This is a genomic window from Paenibacillus tyrphae (assembly GCF_000722545.1).
Classification (GTDB): domain Bacteria; phylum Bacillota; class Bacilli; order Paenibacillales; family NBRC-103111; genus Paenibacillus_G; species Paenibacillus_G tyrfis.
The window spans coordinates 198,048-221,982 of sequence record NZ_JNVM01000006.1; the positions used below are offsets into that span (position 1 = coordinate 198,048).

A 23,935-nucleotide genomic window follows, 5' to 3' on the forward strand; every position below is an offset into this window, starting at 1 on the left:
CTTTGCGGCTCAGCCGCCGTTGACGTTCAGCTTGCGGACGCCTTTCCGATAGATAAGCCAGACGACAAGCGCCAGCACGGCTACCCACGCCCACTGGACCGTCAGCATCGGAGCGAGATGGACTTCCTCCCAGCGGACGGCGGTTTTGGCCGAAAAATACAGGACAGCCTGAAACGGCAGCCAGCGGCACACTTGCTGCAGCGCGGCGGGAAACAGTTCGAGCGGCATCAGCATGCCCCCGATCGTAAACAGCAGCTTATGGTACACGAACTCCAGTCCCCGCGTCTCCTCGACCCAGAACGCGCACAGCGACAGCGCCATATTGAGCATAAAGTTGACGGTCATTGCACCGAAGCTCATGGCGAAAAATCCGAGCCAGCCCCAGCCGAACGACGGAGGACCGAAAAAGGCGAAGCCGAGCGCACAGCCGACCGCAAGGTTCACAAGCAGCCGGACCGTCACTTCGCTTATATAAGCCATGTAATGGTAGCCGATATAGCTGAACGGGCGCGTCAGCTTGTAGCCGACATCGCCGCTCTTCACTTCCTCCTCCACGCGGGTGCAAAGGCTGGGGAACGCCATCGTCAGCGCTTCGGCGAACAAAATATACCAAATGATCTGCTCGAAGCTGTAGCCCGCGATCAACTGCGACCCTTCCCCGCGGTACGTCGTCTGCCACAATTGAATGAAGATATACATGATGATGATCAGGAAAATCGAGCGGATTAAAAAATCGAGCACGTAAGCAAAATGATTCCGCAGGCTGATCCGCCCGATCGCCCCGTATTTCAGCAGCTTCGAACTCAGATTCATACGCTCCCCTCCCGCTCGTAAATATGCGTAATGATGCTCTCCATAGGAGGATCTTCGATCGTGATGTCCGACACGCGGTACGCCGCGACGAGGCGGGAAAGCACCTCCTGAGCGGCAATGGCCGACGTATCGACGGAAAGCGCCAGCTCCTGGTCCGTTTGCGCCAGCACTTCTACGCCGTGGTGCCGGAACGGAGGGCCCGGTTCCAGCAGCTTGAGCCGGATCGTCTTGCCGGTCAACAGATCCCGCTTCATCGCCTCGACCGTATCATCGAAGATCATCTGCCCGTGGTTGATGACAACGGCCCGCCGGCACAGCTGCTCGATATCTCCCGCGTCGTGAGAGGTCAGGAACACAGTCGCCCCTTCCTCCCGGTTCATGAACCGGATGAGCTCGCGTATGCTTTGCTTTACCACCACGTCCAGCCCGATTGTCGGCTCGTCAAGGAACAGGATTTGCGGCCGGTGCAGCATCGCCGCCGCAATCTCGCAGCGCATCCGTTCGCCCAGCGACAGCTTCCGCACGGGAGTATGCAAATACGGCTCCAGCTCGAAGCGGCGGACCAGATCTTCCCGCCGGGCGAGATAATCGCTGCGCTTTAATTCGTAAATGCGGCTCATCAGCTCGAACGAATCGGCGGGCGGAAGGTGGTACCAGAGCTGCGATTTCTGCCCGAAGACGGAGCCGATCCGGTAAGCCAGCTTGCTGCGCTCCTTCCACGGACAGCAGCCAAGCACCTCGGCGTGTCCGCCGGACGGATGCAGAATGCCGGTCAGCATCTTGATCGTCGTCGATTTGCCGGCACCGTTCGGTCCGAGAAACGCCAGCGTCTCCCCCTGCGGGACGGTCAGATCGATGCCTTGCACCGCCGTCTTCTCGCTGTACTGCGGGCGCAGCAGCGAACGTACCCCGGCCTTGAAGCCTTCCCCCTTCCGTTTTACGGCGAACCGTTTCGTCAGCCCTTCGGCCCGTATCGCGTTCATGTTCCTCCTTCTCCTTTCCTCTGCTAAAGCAGAAAAGACCCCATGCCGTTTCGCCTTGTCGGCGGAACTTGCACGAGGTCTTTTATCCCTACGGTGTAGCGCGGCTCTATGCGTAGCGCGCCGGCTCCGCTTGGTTCGACCGGCCGCTTGGCCGTCGGATCCCTAGAAGCCCTTCCACATTAATTGTTATATACTATCACGCGATGTAAGGAATGACAAGATGAAATTGTTCGAAAAAACGGCGACTTCCGTTCCCTGTTGTTGCCTGATAATAAAGTTGTTTAAAAAAACGTCATTCAACTCCCGTACCCGTTAGCAATGATTTATGATACGGTTTCACTGTAATGAACCTAAGCACAAAGTGCAGTTTGACCACAAAATATACATCAGTATATAAATACAAAGCTACTCCTGACATTGGAGTGGTTTCTTTAGGTACATTCACTTCTTATCTAAAAATCGTGTGGTTCAGCCCATTCAAAGTCATCAATTGAAAGTCCTTCTCTACCTTGCAGCGTTAAGTAAAAATGCTTGATAGCATCTTCAAGTGCTTCTTCGATTGTTGAGCCATTACCTCCAATCCAATCTGGAGTACCATCTAACACGCTTATGACTGCAACATTTACTTGTCCGAAAAATGTACCTGTTTTGGAGTTTTCCTTTACTTTTACCTTCACTTTTGCAAAGGGAAGTGAATGATGAACCCAAACATCAAATTCTGCAACAATCTTTTCTATGTATGAAATCCCTTCATGCTTCACGTCTTTCCAACTCATACCCATCACCTTAGTGGCTAGAATCTATGCTAAGTAATGCTTCTATTGAAATAATCATAAGAAAGTCCATTTATGTCATGCTCTGGTTCATTTGGTTCAAACCAATCTTTATTTTTATTATCCGTTTCAATCCTTAAACAAGTTCCGAAGGGACATCCACAACTACCTTCGTCAAGCCAAAAAAAGCAATATTTCTCTGGACATTTATTTTGAATCGCCTTATTGTTCCTGTTTTCCATATTTCCCCTTGAAGAAAACCATGTATTCATCGTATGCTTCTTGAATTTTCTTTCTGCATATCTTTTCCCACAGATTCTTTAACTCTTCAGTTTTATGTGTAGCATAATCAGATGGCTCCATATCACCACCAAATCCAATCAAAGCGTTTCCGTCTGGAACCACACCTTCATGCCCCGAATAAGCAATTTCATATGGCGCATCTGTAAATGCCATAAAAGCACATTTATTCTCCATGCAATGGTATCCTAATCTCCTCGCTCCTCGTTTACAAAAGTTTGGAACAGGCTCATTTTCCTTTTGTTCTCCAAGCCCGTATAGACAATGAACTTCTAAAATCATATGAGTATATGGCATATCTGACTTGTCGCCCTTTCAGAATATAGTCCTCTTGATTAACTTTAGCTTTGTTCATTTGCCTTGTTCCAAATTTGGTCTGCTACAGATAAGCATCTCTCATACTTAAACGGTTCACCAAAACTCAATGAAAATATCTCTTGTATACTTCTCGCTAATTCTTCTAATGTATTCACTTGTTGAAGGGATTTTGTAACCTTTTCAATTTCTGAATCAAATTCATTATCGGGTGCACATGGTAATAACCCATAAGGATTCCATTCATGAATTACTTGCCTAATAAGATTCTTCATTCTCATATATCACCTAATAGTAATAAATTAATCATTCCGCCAGCAATTGTACCACATATTGGTATATGCATGTTATGTATTGCTTGAAAGGACGACTTTGTGCTACTTATGGTACGATTTTCCGTACCACCTATTAAGTTGTATGATCATCCCACAGTACCGTTATTCCAAGTCTCTCGTTAATTTCACATAAGGGTAAATAGGTAGTTCCTTGATATAAAAAATTGTCAGATCCTACTCGTTCTCCGTTAATCTTAACGCCAATATTATTAAACAATACATTGATTTGCTTTTCGGCATTTTCAGCTACTGCGGAAGGAACCAAATAAACAACGGATGCTAGAAGAAACCGCAAACTAATGTTTTTCATGGCATACCTCCATCTTTAAAATCAAAAGTTTTTATTCCAATTTTTGTAACGACTTGGAGTTCATGCTCCTCCGACTTCTTTTACTACATCAAAGACCCCGTGCCCTCTCGCCTTTGGCGGCGGAACTTGCACGAGGTCTTCTTTCGCTTGGTGTAGTGCGGCTCTGATCCAGCGCGCTTCCCTTACTCCTTCGGATCGACGATGCTGCCGAGGAACAGCAAGCTGCCGGTCTCCGTACTCTGAATCGCGATCAAAAACGGCCGGTCGACGATCATCTCAAACGGCTTGGCCACCGGAGCGGGCGCAGAGGTTACTTGAATTCCTACGGAGGTGACCGCCGCAGCTTCCGTGCCCTGCTCGTTCATCTCCACGAACGTCTTGTGCTTCACCTCGCTGATCACGACCGGTTTCGGCGATAATTCAGAAAAGTCCGCCTTTGCCGGGTCGAATGCCGCGGGCATACCCATCGCTTTCAGCGCGTCGTTCAGCTCGTATCCCAGCTCCAGCTTCAGCCGCGGCAGCTTCAAGGTCCCGTTTGCAGATGGAAAGGGCTTGTTCCAAAACGCCTCATCCGACCACAGCTTCTGCTGCACCTTTTCCAGCCCGGCCTTTTCGGAGGGCAGGACAACAACCATCGCCAGCTTGCCGTCCGCGTAGGGTAGCCGAACCGCCTGGTAATCCGGCTCCTGCGCATAATCGAGCCGTCCGGTCAGCGCCATCAGGTTCACCGGCTTCGTCTGTCCCGCTGCCACATGGAACGTACCGGGCTTGGTGTCTCGCTCCGGAAACGGGTGCTGCCACTGCGCTTTGAAGTACACGGCGTTCAGCAGATACATGACCGTTTCCGATGAAATCGGTCCCTGCACGATGCTGTCGATTTTGCCGTTCGTTCGCTTGCCGACCCATTGATTGATTTTGCGAACGGCATTGTCCTGTGCAAAATCGAGCGTATCGACCTCCGCGCCATAGAAGTCGCGGTTTCGCTGCAGGAAGCTTTCATGAAACGCTACGCCCTTTCTGGCCCAGATCGAATTCGCGACGGACAACTGCGTTTCCTTGCCCGAATGCTCCAGCAAATCGCGGAGCGCCTGATGTCCCCGGTTCCACTCGTCAACGGACAAGCCTTGGCTCTGCAGCGTTTGCCCGATCTGCTCGCGCGTCGCGCCGCCTGCTCCATGGTAAACCATCGATAACGCCATCGATACGCTGAACGGTGATACGAATACGTTGCTGCCGGGATTTTGCTCCGCGATCGTACGGTGCAGCTTCAAGCCGAACGCATTGTCGGCCTGCACGATCCGCGCATCCAAATCCGCAGGCGCATGCTTTCTTAGGCTGACATCGCCCCCGGCATCGGCAGCGGTGCAAGCCGAGCATAACAGCGCGGCCGCCAGCAGCAACGGCATTGTTTTTTTCATGATGACTCCGGATTTCGGCATCTCTCCACCCTCCTCTGTCATGTTATGGAAATGGACGTCGCCGATTATCCGAAGGTTGCAGCCGCGCTGCAATTGGCAAAAGCTTAGATCACATAATCGAGCACCTGCTCGAATGGAAAATACGACCTCCCGGCAGGCGCCGGAGCATACAGATGGAAGGCCACTGCGCGCTGCTGGCCGGAATTGCGAAGCTGGTGAATTTGTTTTTTCGGCGCGTAATAATGGCTACCTTCCTCGATTTCAACTTCCCCGGACAAGCAGGGATACCCGTAGCCATCCAGCCGGAACATCCGGTTCGTAAGCGTACCTTCGAGCAGACGCGCACAGCCGACGGATGCGCCGTGATCGTGAATGTACGTTTCGGTTCCGGGAGGCAAATGGATCAGCACCGCTTCGGCGGCATCGGTCCGGTATAGGCTCGTTCTTCCGTAAGGCAGATTCTCAGGCTCCGCAATGAATGGCGACAATCCTTCAATCGACAGATCCATGCCTCTCAGGATCGCCTGAAGCTGCTTGGGCGAAGTTCTGCGCACAGGCAGCAGCGTGCTGAGGACCTGTTCGATGGTTCCGATCCGGTTCATGGGATTCCTCCGTTCATAACATTCTTTTACCGCTTTAATAAGCTCACCTTATAATCCAATATATTCCTACTTAAACCAAAAAGTGACCTTTTCGTAAAAAGCGCCGACGGCTTCTAATTTTCCCTTAAGAATGTTTTAAGGTTTTGAATCGTTAGTCGTTAAGATTTCCCGGCTATACTAGGTGACAGTCAACGTTAGGAAAGGGGAGTGGCCCGCATGCCGTTTGTCAAGGTTATCCCGGCGTGATATGCTTTTTTTGTCGTCGGCGCCGCCCGAAAAGCACGCCGACCCCACTCCGCAGCAACCGAGATCTATTGGAATGAAAAGGAGGTCGGCCCCGTGGCGCAGCCTACAATATTGCTCGTCGACGACGAGAAAGAAATTATCGATTTGCTCGAAATTTATTTAAAAAATGAAGGCTACCGTCTGCTGCGCGCAGGCAATGGCATCGAAGCGTTAAGCGTGCTGCAAAAGGAAGACGTCGATCTGATCGTGCTCGACATCATGATGCCGAAGATGGACGGCATTGAAGCCTGCCTGAAAATACGCGAACAAAAGCATATGCCGATCATTATGCTGTCCGCCAAAAGCCAGGACATGGACAAAATTCTCGGCCTGAGCACCGGCGCGGACGATTACGTCACCAAGCCGTTCAATCCGCTTGAGCTGGTCGCCCGGATCAAGTCGCAGCTGCGCCGCTACACCCGGCTCAATGTTCAGCGTCCGAACAAGGAACACGAGCTGGAGGTCGATGAGCTCACGATCAATACCGCGACGCATGAGGTCAAGTTAGACGGCCGGGATGTTAAACTGACGCCGCGCGAATTTGCGATCCTGGAGCTGCTGGCCCGGCACCGCGGTACGGTATGGAGCATCGAGAAAATTTACGAAGCCGTATGGAAGGAAGCGTATTTCGATTCGGACAATACCGTGATGGTACATATCCGGAAAATTCGCGAGAAAATCGAGGAAAATCCGCGGAAACCGAAGTTTATTAAAACGGTCTGGGGAGTGGGATATAAAGTTGAGTAAAAAAGAGAAGATCAAACCGCCGCGCAAGCCTAGGCTTGACCGCTTCCCGTTCACCTGGTTCCCTTTTAATCTGCTGCGGGGCATGATCCTGTTCCTCCAAGACCTGTATAGAATGGTGCGCACGCACGTGCAGCGCAGCATCCGGCTGCAGCTGATGCTGACCTTTGCCTTTTGTTTCGGCGTATCGCTGCTATTCTACGGCATCAGCTCGGCTCTGTTCGGCGCGGTCAACAAGAATACGGTCATTGATTACAGCCAAGGGATGGAAAGCATCGATAGCGAAGCCCGCTCGCTCGCAGACCGGTTCCTTATGCCTCCGCGGCGCAGCAGCAGCGAAAACGGGACAAACAACGAATCCCCCAGCTATGATTCGAATGCAGCGTCAAGGAGCGAATCCGGACAACCGCAAGCGGCCGTGCCTCAGGGTTCCGCTGCCGGCAGCGGGATGCCGACGCCCAATGCCGGCACAGCCGTTCCTGTCCCCGGCGCAAACGGCCAAGAGCCCGGCAGCGTACCCGGGACCCCGGCGGCCAATCCGCAGGTACCGCAGCCGAATCAGCCAAACAACCGGCAGGGAGAGAACAAGCAGGATGAGGCCGAGCGGCGCAAAAATTTTGAGAATACGGTCAAACGGCTCGTCACCTACAACAAGCTCAAGATCGTCATTACGGATCTGGAAGGCAAAGTCGTCTTCCGCAGTGAAAACGCGCCGGAAACGTACGTCGACGTGCACAGTGTCATCCGCAACGCGATGGAAACGCGCAACCGGGAATCCGATTCGCGCTCGGAGTTTTCCAGCTTTTACCCGGTGACCTATAATAATCAGAAAGCCTACTTAATCGTCAGCGGCATCCCTCAGCCGACCATCAGCTACCATAAGGGTGAGAACCCGCTTTCCATTCTGGCTTCACTCGCCGTCTTCATCTTTTTGTTCTATTTTTTAACGCAGCGGAAAATGAGATATATCGAGGAGCTTGCGAGCGGACTGCGGATTATCGCTACGGGCAATCTGGACCACCGCGTCGTCGAGCGTTCCCAGGACGAGCTTGGGTCGCTGGCAAGGGACATGAACTTCATGGTGACGGATTTACAGCGAAGAATCGAAGAGGAGCGTCGCGCCGAGCAGCTCAAGAACGAGCTGATTACAAACGTTTCGCACGATTTGCGCACGCCGCTGACGCTCATCATGGGCTACTTGAGGCTGCTGCACGACAGAAATTTCGAAACGCCCGAGCAAGCCGCCGGGTATGTCAGTATCGCTTACAGCAAATCGGAGAAGCTGAAAGGGCTGATCGACGATCTGTTCGAATTTACGAAGCTCTCCAATCATGACGCCCCGCTGCACAAGAAAGGCGTCGTCATTAACGAGGTGCTGGAGCAGCTGCTGGAGGAATACGTGACTCTCAGTGAGGAACAGCAGCTTACGCTAATCCGCAGCCTGCCGCAGGAGCGGCTGCTGGTACGCATCGACGTGGACAAAATGATCCGCGTCTTCGAAAACCTGCTCGGCAACGCGATCAAGTACAGCCCTAAGCCCGGCGTGATCACCTTCGGCATGATCCAGGAACGCGGGCACGCGATCATCCGCATCTCCAACAAAGCGGACGCTTTGACCCGCGACGAGCTGGAGCAGTTGTTCGACCGGTTCTACCGCGTCGATAAAGCCCGGACGTCCGATACCGGAGGCTCGGGGCTTGGTCTTGCGATCGCGAGAAGCATCGTCGAATCGCACGAAGGCACCATTTGGGCCGAGTCGGAGAACGGCGAAATCCATTTTTACGTGAAGCTGAAGCTGGCATCTTAGGATGCCGGCTTTTTGGTTATTCGGACGCGGGCGGATAAAGCGGGACGTTCGCCTTGGAGAGCAATGCGCGGTATAATGGAGTGGACAATGCGGCAACGATGCGGGCCGTGCGGTACGCATCGCACGAATGGAGGACGGATCATGAGATATGGATTTTTGCTGGATTTGGACGGAACGCTGTACCATGGAGACCGCCCGGTCCCTTATGCGGCGGATTTTATCTGCTGGCTGCGGGAGAAAGGCTACCCGTTCTTATATGTAACCAACAATTCGTCACGGACGCCGGAGCAAGTGGCGGCGCACCTCATCAAGACCGGGATCGAAGCCAAACCGGAGGAAGTGCTGACATCCTCGCAAGCGGCCGTGATGTATTTGCAGGAAACCGGCGCCCGGAACGGACGCGTGCTGTGCATCGGCGAGGAAGGACTGAGAACGGCGCTGAAGGACGGCGGCTTCGAACCCGTCACGGAGGACGCGCCGGAAGGAACGGTCGCTGCGGTCGTGCAAGGCATCGACCGGTCGTTCCATTACGGCAAGCTGCTTACAGCCGTCCGTTATATTCGTGGCGGAGCCCCTTACATCCTGACGAATCCCGATCACCTGCTGCCGTGGAACGGCGAGCTGACACCAGGAGCCGGCTCCATCGCGGCTTCGATCGAACGGGCAAGCGAAACGCCGCCCGTTGTTATCGGGAAGCCTTCGCCGATCATTATGCGCTATGCCGTTGCCAAGCTGGGACTGGTCCTTGGCGAGATTTGGGCGGTCGGGGACAACTTGAACACCGATATCCGCGGCGGAGCCGATGCGGGCTGCCGGACGGCGCTTGTATTGACCGGACTGGCCAATGCTTCGAATGTGGACGAGCAGATGGCCCGAACGGGCGTGCGGCCCGAGCGGATCTGCACACATCTGATGGAGCTGGCGGAAAGCCTCGGCTAATCGACCGCGTGCTGCTTCCGGATTTCGCCGATCCGGCGAATGTGGACGTTCGCGTGGCCGGCCATCATTTTCATCAGGCGGCCGGCTGTCTCCTCCTTGCCGGAGGCGATGACGCTGCGCGCCAGCGCTCCCGGCGTATGCTCGCATACGCTGAGCACGTGCTCACGCAGCAGCCGAAACAGCGCGACCTCGGCGCGGATCGGCCGCGAGGCGTAACGCATGCCCGCGGCCCATGCGTCCTGCGAGAAGCCGTTGCCGTTGTAGACGCGTCCGCGCTCAGGCCCGGCCAAAGCGAACTTGAGCTTGTGCAGCGCCGCAAGCTCCAGATCCACCACATGGAGCACCTGCTCGCGGATGCTCCATGTGCCGGGCGCCCGGGCCAAATTGAGCCCGGCCTCGCCAAGCCCCGCCAGCGCGGCCTCCAACTGGTCCGGCCCCGCTGCGAACAAAGCCAGCGTTTCCTCGTCGCACGGAAACAGCTCCTGCCAGTACGCCGCGCGGTAGCCCTCCGGCGTCGTGATCGTGACGGTCCGCCAGCAGCCCGGCTCCGTCTCGTCCAACCAGCGCCCGCCGGCCTCCTCGGCGCGCTGCTGGAGCCGCTCCAGCGCCTCGCCGGGCGGCGCTGTCACATAAAACCGGCCGCCGGGCGACAGCTCCCGGCAGCCCGGTGCTTGCAGGCGGCTGAGCGCCTCCGCCGCCGTGCCTTCCGCAGCGAGCAGCGCTGCCTCGCCGCCAGGCTGACGCAGCAGCACGTAGCCCGCTGCCGCGCATAGCTCCAGGCGCTCCCAGCCGAGCGCCTGCTCGTAGAAGCGCAGCGCCGCCGTCACCTCCGGCACGCGCAGCAGCAGCTTCGCTTGAACGGCGTTGCTCTCCATTCGCCTTCCCCCTTTGCAGAAGCTGTGATTGATTTAGCCCTATTTTACCATATACCGGTCCAACGAACGCCGGAAACGAACAAACACCGCCCTTTGCGAAAGAGCGGTGTTTATCTTTTCGTTTATTAACCGGCGACCGCGGTTTTGGACCCGCCGTTGCGCGAAGACACGTCGTAGTTTTCGAGCTCTTCGTCCGCCTCGTTGTTGAACGCCTCGCGGTTGAATTCTTTCTCCGTTACAGCGACGACAAGGGAGCTGACGGTCGTACCCGTTGCGTTGATGGCCGTCCGGGCCATATCGAGAATTGCATCGATGCCGAGCACCATCGCCATCCCTTCAATCGGCAGACCGACGCTGGCCAGCACGACCGTCGTCGAGATCGAAGCCGGTCCGGGTACCCCGGCCACGCCGATGGAAGCGATCATCGCCGAGCCGACGATGAGCAGGTAATGCGTGATCGTCAGATCGATGCCGAATACTTTGGCGACGAAGATCGCCACAATCGCCGGATACAAGCCGCCGCAGCCGTTCATATTGATCGTAGCGCCCAGCGGGGCGACAAAGCTAGCGATCCGGTCGGATACTTTAAGCCGCTTCGTGATAACCTCCAGGTTGACCGGCAGCGTCGCATAGCTGCTCCGTGTCGTGAAAGCGACGGCCAGCACGGGATAAATCTTTTTCAGGAAGCGGATCGGATTGACCCGCGCCACGAACGTGACCAGGAAGCCGTAAGTCAGAACGAAGTGCAGCAAGCAAGCGATGTAAACGGCAATTACCACTTTGCCCATCGGCAGCAGCGACGCGAGGCCGTATTTCGCAGCCATCGCCGCCATCAGTCCGAACACGCCGTAAGGCGTCAAGCGGATGATCAGCTTCGTTACGCGGAACATCACGACAGCGAACGATTGAATGACTTCCTTGATCGGCCGGACCGATTCCGGCTTGCGGTTGCCTTCGATCGTAATGGCGACCGCGACGAACATAGCAAATACGATAACCGGCACAACTTTGCCGGTAGCCATCTCGTTCACCGGGTTCGCCGGTACGAGATCCATAAATACTTTCAGAAACGAAGGAATTTCTCTGGCGGCGAATTTGGCATCCTGCACGTAAGGAATGCCCGCGCCCGGATCGATGATCACCGCAACGACGACACCGATAGCCGCCGCGATACCGGTCGTGATCAGGAACAAGGCGATCGTTTTCGTTCCGATCTTTCGAAGCATGTTCGGATCGGATACGGACGTAATGCTGGAAATGATCGTTGCGATGACGAGCGGCATAACGATCATTTTGATCAGGTTGACGTAGATGGAGCCGATCGTTCCGAGATCTGTCGCCTCTTTACCGAATACCGCCCCGACGACCACGCCGAGCACCATGGCGATTAATACGCGCGTCCCGAAACCCACCTTTTTCTTGGCCGCGAAAAATAGTAACAGCAGGACTACGACAGCAACAGCCCAGCTGGCAATGTATAGGGAATTCACAATCATGCGCCTCCTTGAAAGTATATCCTAACAATCCCCACTCGTTTACTAGGTATTCTATGCCCATTTTCGGCGGCTGTCAATACGTATTTTACTGCTTAATTATTCATTTCGCGGGCCATCCGGCGGCAAAATCCGGCTATTCTCTTAAGGCGTCTCTTAGTTTCGTCGATTCGTACCGCCGGTCCGCCGACTGCGCGAACGCTTTGCGCAGCCGCTTGTTTTCGCCCGCCAGCCTCTCGATTTCTCCGATCAACTCCAGGGCAAAGGCTTGAGCCGCCTCGCCGGATTCCCGGCTCACGGAACCCGCCCTTTCTTTATATTCGTTCAACCGCTCTTCTATGCTTTTCATCCGGTTCATCCTCTCCCAAAAGTAAAATTATCGCAACGAGCTCGGCCACAGGACGAGCGAAGCGCGGTCGGCCTCCGCTCCGAGCTGCCGCAGCGTCCCGGCGGCGGGCGTGTCCAGCACCGGCACCCCGTTCCACGTGTCGATGACCACTTTGCGGACGCCCGGCTTCTTCAAATACGATTGCAGCACGGCTCGAAGCGTCTGCAGCCGCTCTTCCTCCGGCAGCCATGCCTCCTCCGTCGCGTCGGCCAGCGCGTGCAGCGTGTGCATGCGCCTGCCGTTATTTTCGCACCACAACACCCATCGGCCGCCGCGGAAGACGAGATCGTTGCCCGGCTTGCGGGCAAAAGCAACGCCCGGGGCGGACGGCCATCGCACCGTCAATCCGAACGGATTGGCGGGATCGGCAGCCGGAAGCAGCACCGTTTCGCCGCCTCCCGCTTCCCAGACAGCCTCCCGGAGATGCCCAACCGTCTCCGGCGCGGCGAACTGCATCGCCGCAATTTCTTGGACCCAGAAGCCGCGGGTCAGCATCCCCCACAGCTCCAGCTGCTTCAACGAGCCGTACACATCATCCCAGGACCACGGCAGCAGCGTACCCGCGAGGTCCCGCGTAAGCAGCGCGCTGCCGTCCAGCGCCTGCTTTACCCAAGCGCCGAGCGAATCGGCCCCGCCCGGCTGCTCCTCCACCAGCGTCTCCAGTGCATACCAGCGACCAAGGCCGGATTGGAATTTGGCGGTGGATTTGGCAGTGGTCTTCCTGCCGCTTCCGTTCATCCGCAGCGGCGCAAACTGGTCGTTGGAGACAAGCCCCTCCCAAGCCAGCTCGATCAAATCCACCGTCAGCTCTGACGGGACGCTTCCCGTTTCGCGGCTGAGCGCGGACAGGAAGCTTGCGCCTTTGCGCCGGAGCAGCTCCAGCAGCGGCTCGTGCTTCGAAGCTGCTCCCCACTTGAGCAGAGGGGCGTAAAGCTCCTTCGCTTCTGCCAGAAAGAAGGCGACCCGGCCTTCTTTCTCTCCTTGTTCCTTGCGCCCGATCCAGATCACCTCGCCCGCCGCGCACAGCCGGTCGAGCGTTTCTTTGCGGTAATCGGTCAAGCGCAAAGGAAACACCGACGCCTCCCATTCGGGCAGCGGCAAAAACCAGCCCTGCAGCTTGCCGATCACGTCCCGGAGCCCCTCTTCTCCGCTGAGGCGGCTGCCCGGAAGGACGTGCTGCGCGGCCATCAAGTACCGGCAGTACCGGACCGGATCGACCGGGGCGGCCTGCTCGCGCAGCGCCCGTTCGGCTCTGCGGATACGGCGCGCCGCCGTTTCGCGGCTCACCCAAGTCCGCGGCCCGGCTTCGCTCTCGCCAAAGGCCGGTTCGATCGTCCCATCCGCGGCCCACTGGCTCACGAGGTCGTCGACAAGTGGCAAAGCCGCGCCGTACCGGGTGGCAAGCTCTTCCACCGTAAACGACGCGCGGTGCTCCATATAACGGGTCAGCACAAACCGGACAGCCAACGGATCGTCTGCAAACCGCGCATACGTATCCGCTTCGTCGGAGCAGATCCAGCGCTTTTCTCCGCCGACGTCGATCAGGCGCACTCGGCCTTCCTCTTCCAATCGGCGGAGCAGCCTGCCGATCTCTTCCACCTGCTGCTGCGCCTCTTCAGCGCCGCTATCAGCGGCCAGCCTCGCCATCTCCGCGGCGGTCCGGTCGCCTCTCTGCTTCAGGAGACGCAGCAGCGTCTCCGGCTGCTCCATCGGGGCGGAAGCCAGCCACGGCTCCTCCTCCGCAGCTCCTCGGTCCGGCTGCCCCGCCTCCAGCACCGGGCTCTCGCCGAACAGACGCCCGGCCTGCGCCCGCTCCAAGCCGAGCAGCTGCAATTGAATATCTTTGCCGACGGCGTCGGACTCGTAGATTTGAGCGCCCATGAACTCGGTCAGAAACGCCGCGGCCAACGGTGAAGGAAACAGGCTCTCGCGCACGTTCACCTCCAGCGCTCCAGCCTCAATCTGCTCCAGCGCCTCCCGCACCCGCGGCATGTCCAGCTCCTCCTGCAGGCAAATGCGCATCGCCTCGCCGAGAAAAGGAAACCGCTCGGCGTACGGCAGCGATTCCCGCAGCAGCTCCTCGCTGCGCAGCCGCTTCTTCCACGCCGGCGTGCGCGTAAAGCTCCGCGACAGCAGCAGCGACGTCTCGGCCAGACGGCGGAACGCCGCCCCGAACTGCGGCGAAGACGGAACCGCTTCGCGCAGCAGCGCTTCGAGCCGGACGGACGTCACGCCGCGAAGCATCGCCACAAAGCTTGCGGCCATCCCCTCGTCGGCGCCGGACAAGACGAAATGTATGCCGTTGTCCTTGGCATTCGCGAATAGCCGCACGGGAAACCGCTCCTCCCCATGCTGCCTAAGCGCCAGCAGCCACGTGCGGTTGAACGTCCGGCCGAACGTGCTGTGCACGATGACATGCCACTGCTTCAGCTCGTCCCGGAACCGCTCGATGACGATGCGACGGTGCGTCGGCACCGCCGACACGGCCTTCTGCGACCGGATCAGCGCGATCAGCTCGCCCGCAGCTCCGACGTCCAGCCCGTAATCCCGAGTCAGCCAGTCCTGCGAGCTGTACGTCTCCTCCTGTTCGAGCCGACGCTCCAGCTCGTCCATGAACCGCCCGATGTCTCGCGACAGCTCGAACGTGCGGCCCTGCCCTTCGCCCCGCCAAAACGGAATCTCGCTGAACCGGTTGCCCGCTTCGACCACGTACACCCGGTCGTTTTTGATCGATTGAATTTTCCAGGACGACGTTCCGAGCTGGAACACGTCGCCGACCCGGCTTTCGTGAATATATTCCTCGTCCAGCTCGCCGATGTGGACGCGGCTGTCCGCATGATGCACCGGGTACGCGCTGCTCTGGGGAATCGTCCCGGCCCCCATAATGGCGGCCATGCCCGTTACCCCGCGGCGGGACAGTACGCCTGTGTCCCGGTTCCAGTCCAGGAGTGGGCGAACGAACGGGTAATACCCGGACAGCACCTGCAACACGTCCAACAGCCGCTGACGCGGAAAATCCCGGTACCCGTAGCTGCCGGCCAGTACGCGGGCCAGCTCATGGATCGTCCAATCGTCCCCCGCCACCATCGCCGCAATTTGCTGGCACAAAACGTCCAGCGACTGCACCGGGATGCGAATTTCCTCGATGTCGCGCTCCAGCACGCGACGGGACAGCACCGCGCATTCCGGCAGTTGGCCACGGCTGCGTGCCAGAATGATGCCCCGACTGACACCGCCGACGCTGTGTCCGGCCCGGCCGATGCGCTGAATTCCCGCGGCTGCGCTCTTCGGCGAATCGATCTGCACCACCAGATCGATATGGCCGACGTCGATGCCCAGCTCCAGCGAAGACGTTGCCACGAGGCAACGAAGCTCGCCCGCCTTGAGCGCGCGCTCCACCTCGAGCCGCTGCTCCCGGGAGACGCTTCCGTGATGCGAGCGGGCCATTTCGTAGCCAACATGGTCGTTCAGCCGCAGCGTCAGCCGTTCGCAAAGCCGCCGGTTGTTGGCGAAGATCAGCACAGACCGGCTTCCTTCCATCAGCTTCACGAGACGTTCGGTGACCGGCCCCCAGACGGCTTCCTGCTTGTCCTGTGTAATGAATGTTTGCTCCGGCATCGTGACGACAAGCTGAAGCGCTTTGTGCATCCGGCTCTCCACAATGTTCACCGGCCGAGGCCGCATGGGAACGTCCGCAATCATTTCATTACCGGCTTCTACGTTCATACCCGCTCCGGTATCGTCCGATCCGGCGGCTGTTCCGGCTTGAGCGGCGTCAGCCCCGCTTCCCTCTGTTTCCGCTGGCTCCCAGCCTCCGAGAAAACGGGCGACCCGCTCGATCGGCTTCTGCGTCGCCGACACGCCGATGCGCTGCGGAGAACGCCCGCACCAGGCGACAAGACGCTCGAGCGTCACCGACAAATGCAGCCCTCGGGCTCCCTCGGCCAGGTCGTGAATCTCGTCAACAATCACATGGCGAACGGTCCGCAGCATGTCTCTGCCTTTCAGGGACGTCAGCAAAATATACAGCGACTCGGGTGTCGTCACGAGCACATCCGGCGGCTGCCGCAGCATCGACGCCCGGGTGCTCTGCGTCGTATCGCCCGTTCGGACGCCGACGGTCAGTCCCGGCCACGGCATGCCTGTTTCCGCCGCCGTCCGCTCCAATTGATCGATAAAGCCGACAACGTGATGGTGAATATCGTTATTCAGCGCCTTGAGCGGCGTGACATACAGCAGCTTCACTCCCCGGACCGGTCCGTCCGCGGCTTTGCCGGTCACGATCCGGTCCAAGCAGGGCAGCAGCGCCGCAAGCGTCTTGCCCGACCCTGTCGGCGCGGCGATCAAGGTATGAGCTTCCGATCCGATCGACTCCCACGCCCGCAGCTGCACCTCCGTCGGCTCCCCGAACGTCCGCCCGAACCAGGCGGCCAGCAGCGGATGAAACCCGATTGGCAACTCCGCATCCATGTTCGTTTTCCCTTCTTCCCCTAAGTTTCTTCCCAAATGTACGTTCGATATCGGTATCATACCAAAAAACAAGCGCCGGCACATCGAATTTCCGATTCCCCGCCGTCTGGGCCGCTGCCTTCCATTGACACATTTTCAACTCGGTGCTACGATTCATTCGAATAAATTAAATCTAACCTATTAACACTTTAAATATCGGATTATTCGAACGAGGAGCTGAAAAGCATGGCTGATCCTATGGATCACGCGATAGAGCGATTTGAAAAAGCGTTTTTTACAATGTTCCAAAAACTTGGACCGGGATTGGCACTGCCTGCCGATCTGAATTTGACGGGGCCGCAGATCATGATGCTGTATACGATCGTCAAATGCGAGCCGTGCCAAGTCGGCCGGCTGGCCCAACGGATGGAAGTAACACCGAGCGCTATTACCGTCATGATCGACCGACTGGTGCAGAACGGGTTCGTGCACCGGAAGCATGACGAGAACGACAGGCGCGTCGTGCTTCTGGAAGCGACCGAGCAGGCGCGCGAGGCGCTGCTCCGTATCCGGGCGCTCCGCTCGGAAGTGATCAACACCTACTTGTCCTATTTGGAGCCGAACGAATTGGAGCCGTTCCTGCAAAGCTTCGAGAAAATCGCCAATAAAATGTCTGAGTAAAACATAGAAGGACCGCCCCGGCGAGCCGCCCCCCCAATGGTTAGATACAGCCTAACAACATTGGAGGCGAGATCGTCGGAGCGGTCCTCTTTATGATTTTTTTTTGCTTAAAAATTCGGTATGAGTCTTATCAATTTATCCGGCGTGCCGTCGCCGTTCTTGTCGCCGTTGTTACTTGTAATAATGTAGATCGAACGGTCTGGAGCTTCGATGACCTCACGGATCCGGCCGTAGGTGTTTTTATACAGGTAGCTCAAATTGCCGATCACCGGCTTGCCGTTCTCCTCTTTCACCTGCATGCGAATGATCTGCTTGCCGGCGAGGTTGGACACGAGCAGGTCGCCTTTCCACGGTCCGTCGGAGACGAACGTGATGCCTGACGGCGCCCATCTTGCATTGCCGCTGTGAATGAGCGGCGGCGTGATGCCCGGCTTGTTCTGGTTGTCGCCTTCATAATCCGGCCATCCGTAGTTGGCTCCCGGCACGATAAGGTTGATTTCGTCCTTGGCGGCTTCGCCGTGCTCCGAGGAGAAAAGACGGTTCGTCCCCGGCTGCCAGGCGAGTCCTTGTGGGTTGCGGTGGCCTCTCGTATACACCGGTGAGCTGGCGCCGAACGGGTTGTCGCTCGGAATCGTGCCGTCCAGATTCAAACGGAAAATTTTCCCGCCCAGGTAGGTTAGCGTATCGTCCGTTTTGCCGTAGTTGCCGTTGCTGAAGTACAGCTTGTTATCCGGGCCGACCTTGAGCCGTCCGCCGTTGTGATAGACCGCGCCGGGCAGCTTGTCGAGCAGCACTTTGTCGAGGGTAGCCGTATTGTTTTTCTCGATCAGGCGGACCAAACGGTTTTTCACCGTATTATTGGAATCTTTGTAAGTATGGTACAAGTACATGTAATGGTTGGTCTCAAAATTCGGATCGAGCGCAATCCCCAGCAGTCCGCCTTCGCTTTTCGGCTGATAGTAGAACGGCGCTCCGAGCGTAATGACCGGCGTGCTGCGCACTTGGCCGTTGACGACTACGCGGACGCGGCCGCTGTTACGCTCGGTGAAGAAAATCCGTCCGTCCGGAGCAAACGCCAACGCCCACGGAACCTCCAGATTGTCCGCTACGACTTGCAGCGTATACGGGTCGGTAGAAGTCGACGAAGTCTTCACGGAAAGCGTATTGCTGGCGGCCGATACGTTGCCCGCCAAATCTCTGGCTTTTACGGTAAAGCTGTACGTCGTGTTCGCCGTAAGCCCGCTGACGGTAAAGGTCGTGCCGGTTGTGCTGTCCGCTAATTTCCCGTCCTTGTATACGTCGTATTTGAACACGCCCACATTGTCCGTCGATGCCGTCCAGGCCAAAGAAACGGAGGAGGAGGTTTTGCCCGGACTGGTCAGATTGGAAGGAGCCGTCGGGCTTTGCGTATCCGGCTGCGCCGCCGTCGTCACGCTAAGCGGCGTACTGGCTTCCGATACGTGCCCTGCCGCATCTTTCGCCTTCACGGTAAAGCTGTACGTCGTGTTCGCCTTGAGACCCGTCACCTTAAAGAAGGTTTCCGTTGTTGTGCTGGCGACGAGCTGGCCGTCCCGGTAAACGTCATAGCCGGTGACGCCGATATCATCCACCGAGGCAAGCCACGACAGGCCTACGCTGGTGTCCGTATTGCTGTCCACCGCCACATTGGTCGGAGCCGTCGGCGGGTAGACGTCTCCCGACGCGTTGACGGTCACTTTGCTTATCGTAGCCGTGCTGGCTGTGTTCACGTTATGACTGGTGACCGCCAGACCGAAATATACGTTCGCCCCCATGGCGACCGTTACGCTGCCGATGTCTCCCCAATTCATGCCGTTATTGGAGACAAAGCCTTTGATCACGTTGCCGGTCCGCTGCAGCTTCACCCAAGCGGGACTTGAAGACGCTTGCTTGACCGATTCCGTCGATCCTCCCGCCGCGGTCCGATACTGGAATGTGAAGCCGTTGGACGGGGACAGGAGCAGGTCGGCATGCTTCGCGTCGGCATTCAGGTTCTCGCGGATCATTACTCCCGCTTTCGCCCAGCCGTCGGAGTTCGTTTGGGAGGTGATCAGAGCCACGATCGTCCCGTCCCCGCTCCAAGGCCGGTACACATAACGGAATTGGTCCGACGTGCTCCAAATATCATTGCCTGCGCCGGATACGGTGAACACATCGGTATTCGCATCGTACAGAGCGCTGCCGGGTACCGCCGGGGAACCGATATCCTTCGACTGCCACGGAGCCGGAACTTCGCCCGGTCCCGGAGCGTTCGTCGTGACCGATAGCGGCTGGCTGGCGGCAGATTGGTTGCCTGCGGCATCTTTGGCCTTGACCGTGAACGAATATGCCGTGCTCGCGGTCAGCCCCGTTACCGTGTACGACGTATCGGTGACACCGGCCTGAACGAGCGCCCCATCGCGGTAGATGTCGTAAGCGGTCACGCCGACGTTATCCGTCGAGGCGGTCCAAGTCAACGTCACGGTCGTATCCGTCTTGCCGGCCGCGGTCACGTTCGTCGGCTCGGTCGGAGCCGTCGTATCGGCCTTGGTCTTCACACTGAGCGGGCTGCTGGCGGCCGACGAGTTGCCGGCGGCATCCTTCGCCTTGACCGTAAAGCTGTACGCCGTGCCGGGCGTCAGCCCTACGACGGAATACGAGGTACCGAGCGGACTTCCGACCAAGGTCCCGTCCTGGAACACGTCGTAGCCCGTAACCCCGACATTGTCCGTCGAAGCGGTCCATGACAGTTCGACGGTCGTTTCAGTTTGGCCCGGCGAAGTCACGCCCGTCGGTACGGAAGGCGCCGTCGCATCCGATCCGCCAAGGCTTACGTTGGCAAAGGTGGCGGTGTTCAGCTTCGAAACGTTATGGCTCGAAACGGCTAAGCCGACATAAACGCTGCTTCCCATCGTTACGCTCGTCTGGCTTACTTCCGTCCAAGTCGATCCGTCCGTGGAATAAGAGCCTTTGAACGTATTGCCGTCACGCTCAAGCTTCAGCCACGACGGACTCGTTGCATTCGCCTTCACGCTGGTCGTCGTCCCGCCCGCGGCATTCCGGTACTGGAACGTATATATGCCGGACGGAACCGCGGCGATATCGACGTGCTTGGCGTTCGCATCGAGCGTCTCGCGGATCATCAGGCCCGCCTTTGCGAAGTCGTCGGTATTGCCTTGCCCCGTCACTTGTGCGATGATCGCGCCGTTGCCGGTTAACGGCCGGTACACGTAGTGGAATTGGTCGGAGGTGCCCCAGATGTCCTTGCCCGCTCCCTTAACCGTATACACGCCCGTGCCGGCATTGAAGTCCGCACTGCCCGCCAGCGCCGGGGACCCGATATCCTTGTTCGACCACGGACTGGGGACGGCTGCCAGCGTTCCGATGCTTCCGCTGCCATAGACGGCAGAGGTAGTCGTTGCCGGAACGTTCCCCGTTTCCAGACTGCCCTGCCGCGCCTCCTGCCCGAACCCTTGAGCGGGCACCAAGAGCTGCAGCGCGAGCAGCACGGAAATTCCTAATGCTTTTGCTGCTTTGATCTTCATCCTCAAATCATGCTCCCTTCCATGAATTTTGCAAAAATAAGGCATATAAGCCGCAGTCTCCGTTTCCCCACCTCCCTTCATAAGCGCAATTGACTGCTTTTTTACCCTATAACGAAAAAAGAGCCGGCAACCTTACTTTTCAGAAACTTGAACTGAACGGAAAGGTGTCGTCTCTTGGACCAATAACCATATATTAACATCATCATACCTTCAAAACGGGGATTTTTCTATTTCCTTTATTGATCTTTTCTTTGCCGGATATTGACAAAGATTATCACCAAAAAAAAGAACAGGCCCTTTCGGACCCGTCCGTGATTGTTGAGAAAGTGGGTTTTTACAAAAATAGAGATGCATACGGAGGTGGGGTATCCACTGGAGAAGCGATAGCGGCCGCCTTTGTCTTCGGGAAATGTCCGCTACTAAGCGGCTTCTAATCAAATTTCCCGAGGACAAGAGCGGTCGGAAGTGGATACCCCACCCCATCGTAACCTCTATTATCTTTAATTAACCACTTTCTCAACAAGCTCAACGGGCCCTTTCGGGCCCGTCCTTCTTTTCAAAAATCCTTTTTTAATATCCGCCTACTCCTCCAACGGCTTGCCGAATTCGTACATCCTCCCTGCCGCGGCATCGGCAGCAAGCCGTTCCAGCCAGCGCAGCTCCGTAACGGCGTGCTCCCAGCGGCCTTTCATCATATGCAGCACGCTGCGGGGCACAGTAGGGATATGCTCCTCGTAGATGTCATGCAGCAAGGCTGCGATGCGGCGCTGCTCTTCGATCTTTTGCATAATAATGGCATGAATCTGCTGCGCATCCCCATGAAAGGCGAACACCAGCGCCGCGTACATCGGGTGAAAGACGGGCGCGCGGCTCTCGAACTGCTCCAGCAGCAGGCGGTGAAACAGCTGCCTGCCTTCTTCCGTAATTCGGTAGACGGTGCGGTCGGGGCGGCCGCTCTCCTTCACGATTTCCAGCGCCTCGATATATCCCTCTTTATTCAATGTATCAATGGCGTAGTACAGCGAGCCTTCCTGCATTTTAATGTAATGGAGCATGGCCCGCTCCTTCATTTTATGCCGCAATTCGTAGGGATGGCTGTCTCCTTCCATGAGCAGACCCAAAATGACGAGCTTCATGGACAAACGTATTCACCTCCCTTACATATGCTGCGGGGCGTGAACGCCCGAGCCCTCATCCGGACTGCCGCCTTCTTTACGGGGGCCTCTCGCCGGAACTTCCATTTTGGCTTTGCCCATCAGCAGGATAAAGATGAGTGCGAGCACGGCCATAACGATGGTCACTTGAAATACATATGCGATGGAATCCGCAAGACCGACTGTCATTTTCTCCAGCACCGGCTTCGGAACGTTCGCCTGAAATTCCGGCGACAGCAGCGCCCGCGGATCGGCCGGCGTCTTCGCACCCGCTCCGGCGGGCAACAGCTCGGCCAACCGGCGGCTCAGTGCGGACGCTTGCATGGCGCCCAGCACAGTCAAGCCGACGGCGGAGCCGATCGAACGGAAAAAGCCGACCAGCGAGGTGACGGTGCCGCGAAACCGGAAGTCAACGTTATGCAGTGAAGAAATCGACGTCACCGGGAAGCCCGTGCCGATGCCGAGCCCCATAAGAATCATATAAAGCGTAATTTGCCAACGGGGCGTATCGACGGATACGAGGCTGAGCAGCGAGGTTGCAATCAGCAGCAGCAGCACGGAGCCGATCATGATACCCCGGTATGACAGCTTTCCGATAAAACGCCCGCCGATCGCGCTGCTGGCAACCACGCCGAGCATCATCGGCGTCAGTACGAGTCCGGCGCTCGTCGCCGACCCTTGGAATACCCCTTGAATGAACAGCGGGATATACGTTGCCGCCGACATCATCAGCGCCCCATAGAAGAAACAGACGCCCATACTGGCGGTAAACAACCGGTTGCCGAAGAGCGGAAGCGGCACAACCGGGGAAGCGGCGCGCATCTCGATCCGGATGAACAGCAGAAGGAAGACGACCGCAATAGCGAACAAGCCGATGATCTGCACCGAATCCCATGCGTACTCCTTGCCCCCGAGCTCCAATCCGAACATCAGGCTCAAGATCGAAACGGCAAACACGCACGTTCCCAGCCAGTCGATTTTTTGGTTCGGATTGTTCGGCAGCACCGGATGATAGAACAGCGAAATAAGTATCAGCGATACGATACCGAGCGGCAGATTAATGTAGAAAATCCACGTCCAGTTCACGTGATCGGTGAAATAAGCGCCCGCCAGCGGCCCGAGCACGCTCGATATGCCGAAGACGGCACCGAACAGACCTTGCATCTTACCCCGCTTCTCCGGGGGAAAAATATCGAAGATAATAGCGAACGTAATCGGCATCAGCGCACCGCCGCCGATCCCTTGGATGGCTCGGTAAACGATCAGCTGCGTCATCGTCGTCGAGGTACCGCAAAGCGCCGAGCCGACCATGAACACGACAAGACCGAGCAGGAAAAACAGCTTCCGGCCGTACATATCGCCGAGCTTGCCGAAGATCGGCATCGATACGACGTTGGCGATTAAATACGCGGAAAATACCCATACGTACTTGTCGAGCCCTCCGAGCTTACCAATAATTGTCGGCATGGCGGTCGAGACGATCGTCTGATCGAGCGAAGCCAGCAGCAGCCCGAGCATCAACGCGGCGACCGTCCATGCGGTATTCGTTTTTTTCTGAACCATAAATTGCTCCTTACTTTACCTGAGTGAATTTTTAGCGCTAAACTAAATTATACTCAAATTTGAGTAGGTGACAAGAGCAAGTGTGATTTTTTTCTCTGGGCGTAGTTTGCCCTAATCTTTCAAGTATCATATAATGGAGTAAGTCAAGAAATTGTATTTATGCTTA

The 23,935-nt window shown here is 57.0% G+C and carries 19 protein-coding genes; 4 read left to right on the forward strand and 15 right to left on the reverse strand.

All coding sequences use genetic code 11. The features are described 5' to 3' along the window. Positions 1 to 9: 9 nt before the first annotated feature. The 8 genes from ET33_RS07850 to ET33_RS07880 form a co-directional block, all read right to left on the reverse strand. Entirely contained in the window at positions 10 to 813 is an 804-nt protein-coding gene (locus ET33_RS07850; protein WP_200879191.1) for an ABC transporter permease, read from the reverse strand. Beyond that, a complete protein-coding gene (locus ET33_RS07855; RefSeq protein WP_036678983.1) occupies positions 810 to 1,796 on the reverse strand; it encodes an ABC transporter ATP-binding protein in 987 nt (328 codons plus the stop codon). The genes ET33_RS07850 and ET33_RS07855 overlap by 4 nt, the downstream gene beginning before the upstream one ends. Before the next feature lie 452 nt (positions 1,797 to 2,248). After that, on the reverse strand, positions 2,249 to 2,572 hold the full coding sequence (locus ET33_RS07860; RefSeq protein WP_036678986.1) for a hypothetical protein: 324 nt from the start codon (positions 2,570 to 2,572) through the stop codon (positions 2,249 to 2,251). Positions 2,573 to 2,791: 219 nt separating this feature from the next. Then, on the reverse strand, positions 2,792 to 3,046 hold the full coding sequence (locus ET33_RS39190; protein ID WP_051775177.1) for a hypothetical protein: 255 nt from the start codon (positions 3,044 to 3,046) through the stop codon (positions 2,792 to 2,794). A 164-nt stretch (positions 3,047 to 3,210) separates the two neighbouring features. After that, complete coding sequence (locus ET33_RS37320; RefSeq protein ID WP_161783530.1) at positions 3,211 to 3,459, reverse strand: DUF1871 family protein; 249 nt, start codon at positions 3,457 to 3,459, stop codon at positions 3,211 to 3,213. A 133-nt stretch (positions 3,460 to 3,592) separates the two neighbouring features. After that, positions 3,593 to 3,829, reverse strand: a complete 237-nt coding sequence (locus ET33_RS07870; RefSeq protein WP_036678992.1) for a stalk domain-containing protein — start codon at positions 3,827 to 3,829, stop codon at positions 3,593 to 3,595. A gap of 182 nt (positions 3,830 to 4,011) precedes the next feature. Then, positions 4,012 to 5,268 (reverse strand): serpin family protein, encoded by a 1,257-nt coding sequence (locus tag ET33_RS07875; protein ID WP_036678995.1) that lies wholly within the window; start codon positions 5,266 to 5,268, stop codon positions 4,012 to 4,014. A gap of 83 nt (positions 5,269 to 5,351) precedes the next feature. Beyond that, complete coding sequence (locus tag ET33_RS07880) at positions 5,352 to 5,849, reverse strand: cysteine dioxygenase (RefSeq protein WP_036678998.1); 498 nt, start codon at positions 5,847 to 5,849, stop codon at positions 5,352 to 5,354. Positions 5,850 to 6,188: 339 nt separating this feature from the next. Between ET33_RS07880 and ET33_RS07885 the strand changes: the two genes are divergently transcribed. The 3 genes from ET33_RS07885 to ET33_RS07895 all read left to right on the forward strand — a co-directional run bounded on the left by ET33_RS07885 (position 6,189) and on the right by ET33_RS07895 (position 9,624). Then, the gene (locus ET33_RS07885) at positions 6,189 to 6,881 is read left to right on the forward strand and encodes a response regulator transcription factor (RefSeq protein WP_036679001.1); all 693 of its coding nucleotides are present in this window, start codon (positions 6,189 to 6,191) and stop codon (positions 6,879 to 6,881) included. Beyond that, positions 6,874 to 8,685 (forward strand): sensor histidine kinase, encoded by a 1,812-nt coding sequence (locus ET33_RS07890; RefSeq protein WP_036679003.1) that lies wholly within the window; start codon positions 6,874 to 6,876, stop codon positions 8,683 to 8,685. Before ET33_RS07885 ends, ET33_RS07890 begins: the two co-directional genes overlap by 8 nt. 141 nt (positions 8,686 to 8,826) lie before the next feature. After that, positions 8,827 to 9,624: an HAD-IIA family hydrolase gene (locus ET33_RS07895; RefSeq protein WP_036679007.1), complete on the forward strand. Its 798-nt coding sequence runs from the start codon at positions 8,827 to 8,829 to the stop codon at positions 9,622 to 9,624. On the opposite strand, the gene ET33_RS07900 is transcribed toward ET33_RS07895, so the two are convergent. The 4 genes from ET33_RS07900 to ET33_RS07915 all read right to left on the reverse strand — a co-directional run bounded on the left by ET33_RS07900 (position 9,621) and on the right by ET33_RS07915 (position 16,850). Further along, complete coding sequence (locus ET33_RS07900; protein ID WP_051775178.1) at positions 9,621 to 10,499, reverse strand: DinB family protein; 879 nt, start codon at positions 10,497 to 10,499, stop codon at positions 9,621 to 9,623. The two genes, ET33_RS07895 and ET33_RS07900, sit on opposite strands and share 4 nt — an antisense overlap. A gap of 125 nt (positions 10,500 to 10,624) precedes the next feature. Then, on the reverse strand, positions 10,625 to 11,995 hold the full coding sequence (locus ET33_RS07905; protein ID WP_051775179.1) for a dicarboxylate/amino acid:cation symporter: 1,371 nt from the start codon (positions 11,993 to 11,995) through the stop codon (positions 10,625 to 10,627). A 133-nt stretch (positions 11,996 to 12,128) separates the two neighbouring features. Beyond that, the gene (locus tag ET33_RS07910; protein WP_036679010.1) at positions 12,129 to 12,341 is read right to left on the reverse strand and encodes a hypothetical protein; all 213 of its coding nucleotides are present in this window, start codon (positions 12,339 to 12,341) and stop codon (positions 12,129 to 12,131) included. Positions 12,342 to 12,368: 27 nt separating this feature from the next. After that, the gene (locus ET33_RS07915; protein ID WP_036679013.1) at positions 12,369 to 16,850 is read right to left on the reverse strand and encodes a DEAD/DEAH box helicase; all 4,482 of its coding nucleotides are present in this window, start codon (positions 16,848 to 16,850) and stop codon (positions 12,369 to 12,371) included. 225 nt (positions 16,851 to 17,075) lie between these two features. Here ET33_RS07915 and ET33_RS07920 point away from each other — a divergent pair, with 225 nt between their 5' ends. Continuing rightward, positions 17,076 to 17,510: a MarR family winged helix-turn-helix transcriptional regulator gene (locus ET33_RS07920; RefSeq protein ID WP_036679016.1), complete on the forward strand. Its 435-nt coding sequence runs from the start codon at positions 17,076 to 17,078 to the stop codon at positions 17,508 to 17,510. A 107-nt stretch (positions 17,511 to 17,617) separates the two neighbouring features. Here ET33_RS07920 and ET33_RS38370 read toward each other — a convergent pair whose 3' ends face one another. From ET33_RS38370 to ET33_RS07940, 3 genes are all read right to left on the reverse strand, one after another. After that, complete coding sequence (locus ET33_RS38370) at positions 17,618 to 21,052, reverse strand: PQQ-dependent sugar dehydrogenase (RefSeq protein WP_161783531.1); 3,435 nt, start codon at positions 21,050 to 21,052, stop codon at positions 17,618 to 17,620. Positions 21,053 to 21,633: 581 nt separating this feature from the next. Beyond that, positions 21,634 to 22,188 carry a PadR family transcriptional regulator gene (locus ET33_RS07935; protein WP_235206676.1) on the reverse strand — a complete coding sequence of 185 codons (555 nt, stop codon included), beginning with the start codon at positions 22,186 to 22,188 and terminating at the stop codon, positions 21,634 to 21,636. Positions 22,189 to 22,209: 21 nt separating this feature from the next. Next, a complete protein-coding gene (locus ET33_RS07940; RefSeq protein WP_036679021.1) occupies positions 22,210 to 23,769 on the reverse strand; it encodes an MDR family MFS transporter in 1,560 nt (519 codons plus the stop codon). Between the last annotated feature and the right edge of the window lie 166 nt (positions 23,770 to 23,935).

Bases quoted from the DNA above. Each gene is read 5' to 3' on its own strand.
- ET33_RS07915 (WP_036679013.1), bottom strand. From the start codon at position 16,850: ATGGATGCGGAGTTGCCAATCGGGTTTCATCCGCTGCTGGCCGCCTGG.
- ET33_RS07850 (WP_200879191.1), bottom strand. From the start codon at position 813: ATGAATCTGAGTTCGAAGCTGCTGAAATACGGGGCGATCGGGCGGATC.
- ET33_RS07875 (WP_036678995.1), bottom strand. From the start codon at position 5,268: ATGCCGAAATCCGGAGTCATCATGAAAAAAACAATGCCGTTGCTGCTG.
- ET33_RS07920 (WP_036679016.1), top strand. From the start codon at position 17,076: ATGGCTGATCCTATGGATCACGCGATAGAGCGATTTGAAAAAGCGTTT.
- ET33_RS37320 (WP_161783530.1), bottom strand. From the start codon at position 3,459: ATGAAGAATCTTATTAGGCAAGTAATTCATGAATGGAATCCTTATGGG.
- ET33_RS07880 (WP_036678998.1), bottom strand. From the start codon at position 5,849: ATGAACCGGATCGGAACCATCGAACAGGTCCTCAGCACGCTGCTGCCT.
- ET33_RS07855 (WP_036678983.1), bottom strand. From the start codon at position 1,796: ATGAACGCGATACGGGCCGAAGGGCTGACGAAACGGTTCGCCGTAAAA.
- ET33_RS39190 (WP_051775177.1), bottom strand. From the start codon at position 3,046: ATGGAGAATAAATGTGCTTTTATGGCATTTACAGATGCGCCATATGAA.
- ET33_RS07860 (WP_036678986.1), bottom strand. From the start codon at position 2,572: ATGAGTTGGAAAGACGTGAAGCATGAAGGGATTTCATACATAGAAAAG.
- ET33_RS07905 (WP_051775179.1), bottom strand. From the start codon at position 11,995: ATGATTGTGAATTCCCTATACATTGCCAGCTGGGCTGTTGCTGTCGTA.
- ET33_RS07900 (WP_051775178.1), bottom strand. From the start codon at position 10,499: ATGGAGAGCAACGCCGTTCAAGCGAAGCTGCTGCTGCGCGTGCCGGAG.
- ET33_RS07910 (WP_036679010.1), bottom strand. From the start codon at position 12,341: ATGAAAAGCATAGAAGAGCGGTTGAACGAATATAAAGAAAGGGCGGGT.
- ET33_RS07935 (WP_235206676.1), bottom strand. From the start codon at position 22,188: ATGAAGCTCGTCATTTTGGGTCTGCTCATGGAAGGAGACAGCCATCCC.
- ET33_RS07940 (WP_036679021.1), bottom strand. From the start codon at position 23,769: ATGGTTCAGAAAAAAACGAATACCGCATGGACGGTCGCCGCGTTGATG.
- ET33_RS07870 (WP_036678992.1), bottom strand. From the start codon at position 3,829: ATGAAAAACATTAGTTTGCGGTTTCTTCTAGCATCCGTTGTTTATTTG.
- ET33_RS07895 (WP_036679007.1), top strand. From the start codon at position 8,827: ATGAGATATGGATTTTTGCTGGATTTGGACGGAACGCTGTACCATGGA.
- ET33_RS38370 (WP_161783531.1), bottom strand. From the start codon at position 21,052: ATGAAGATCAAAGCAGCAAAAGCATTAGGAATTTCCGTGCTGCTCGCG.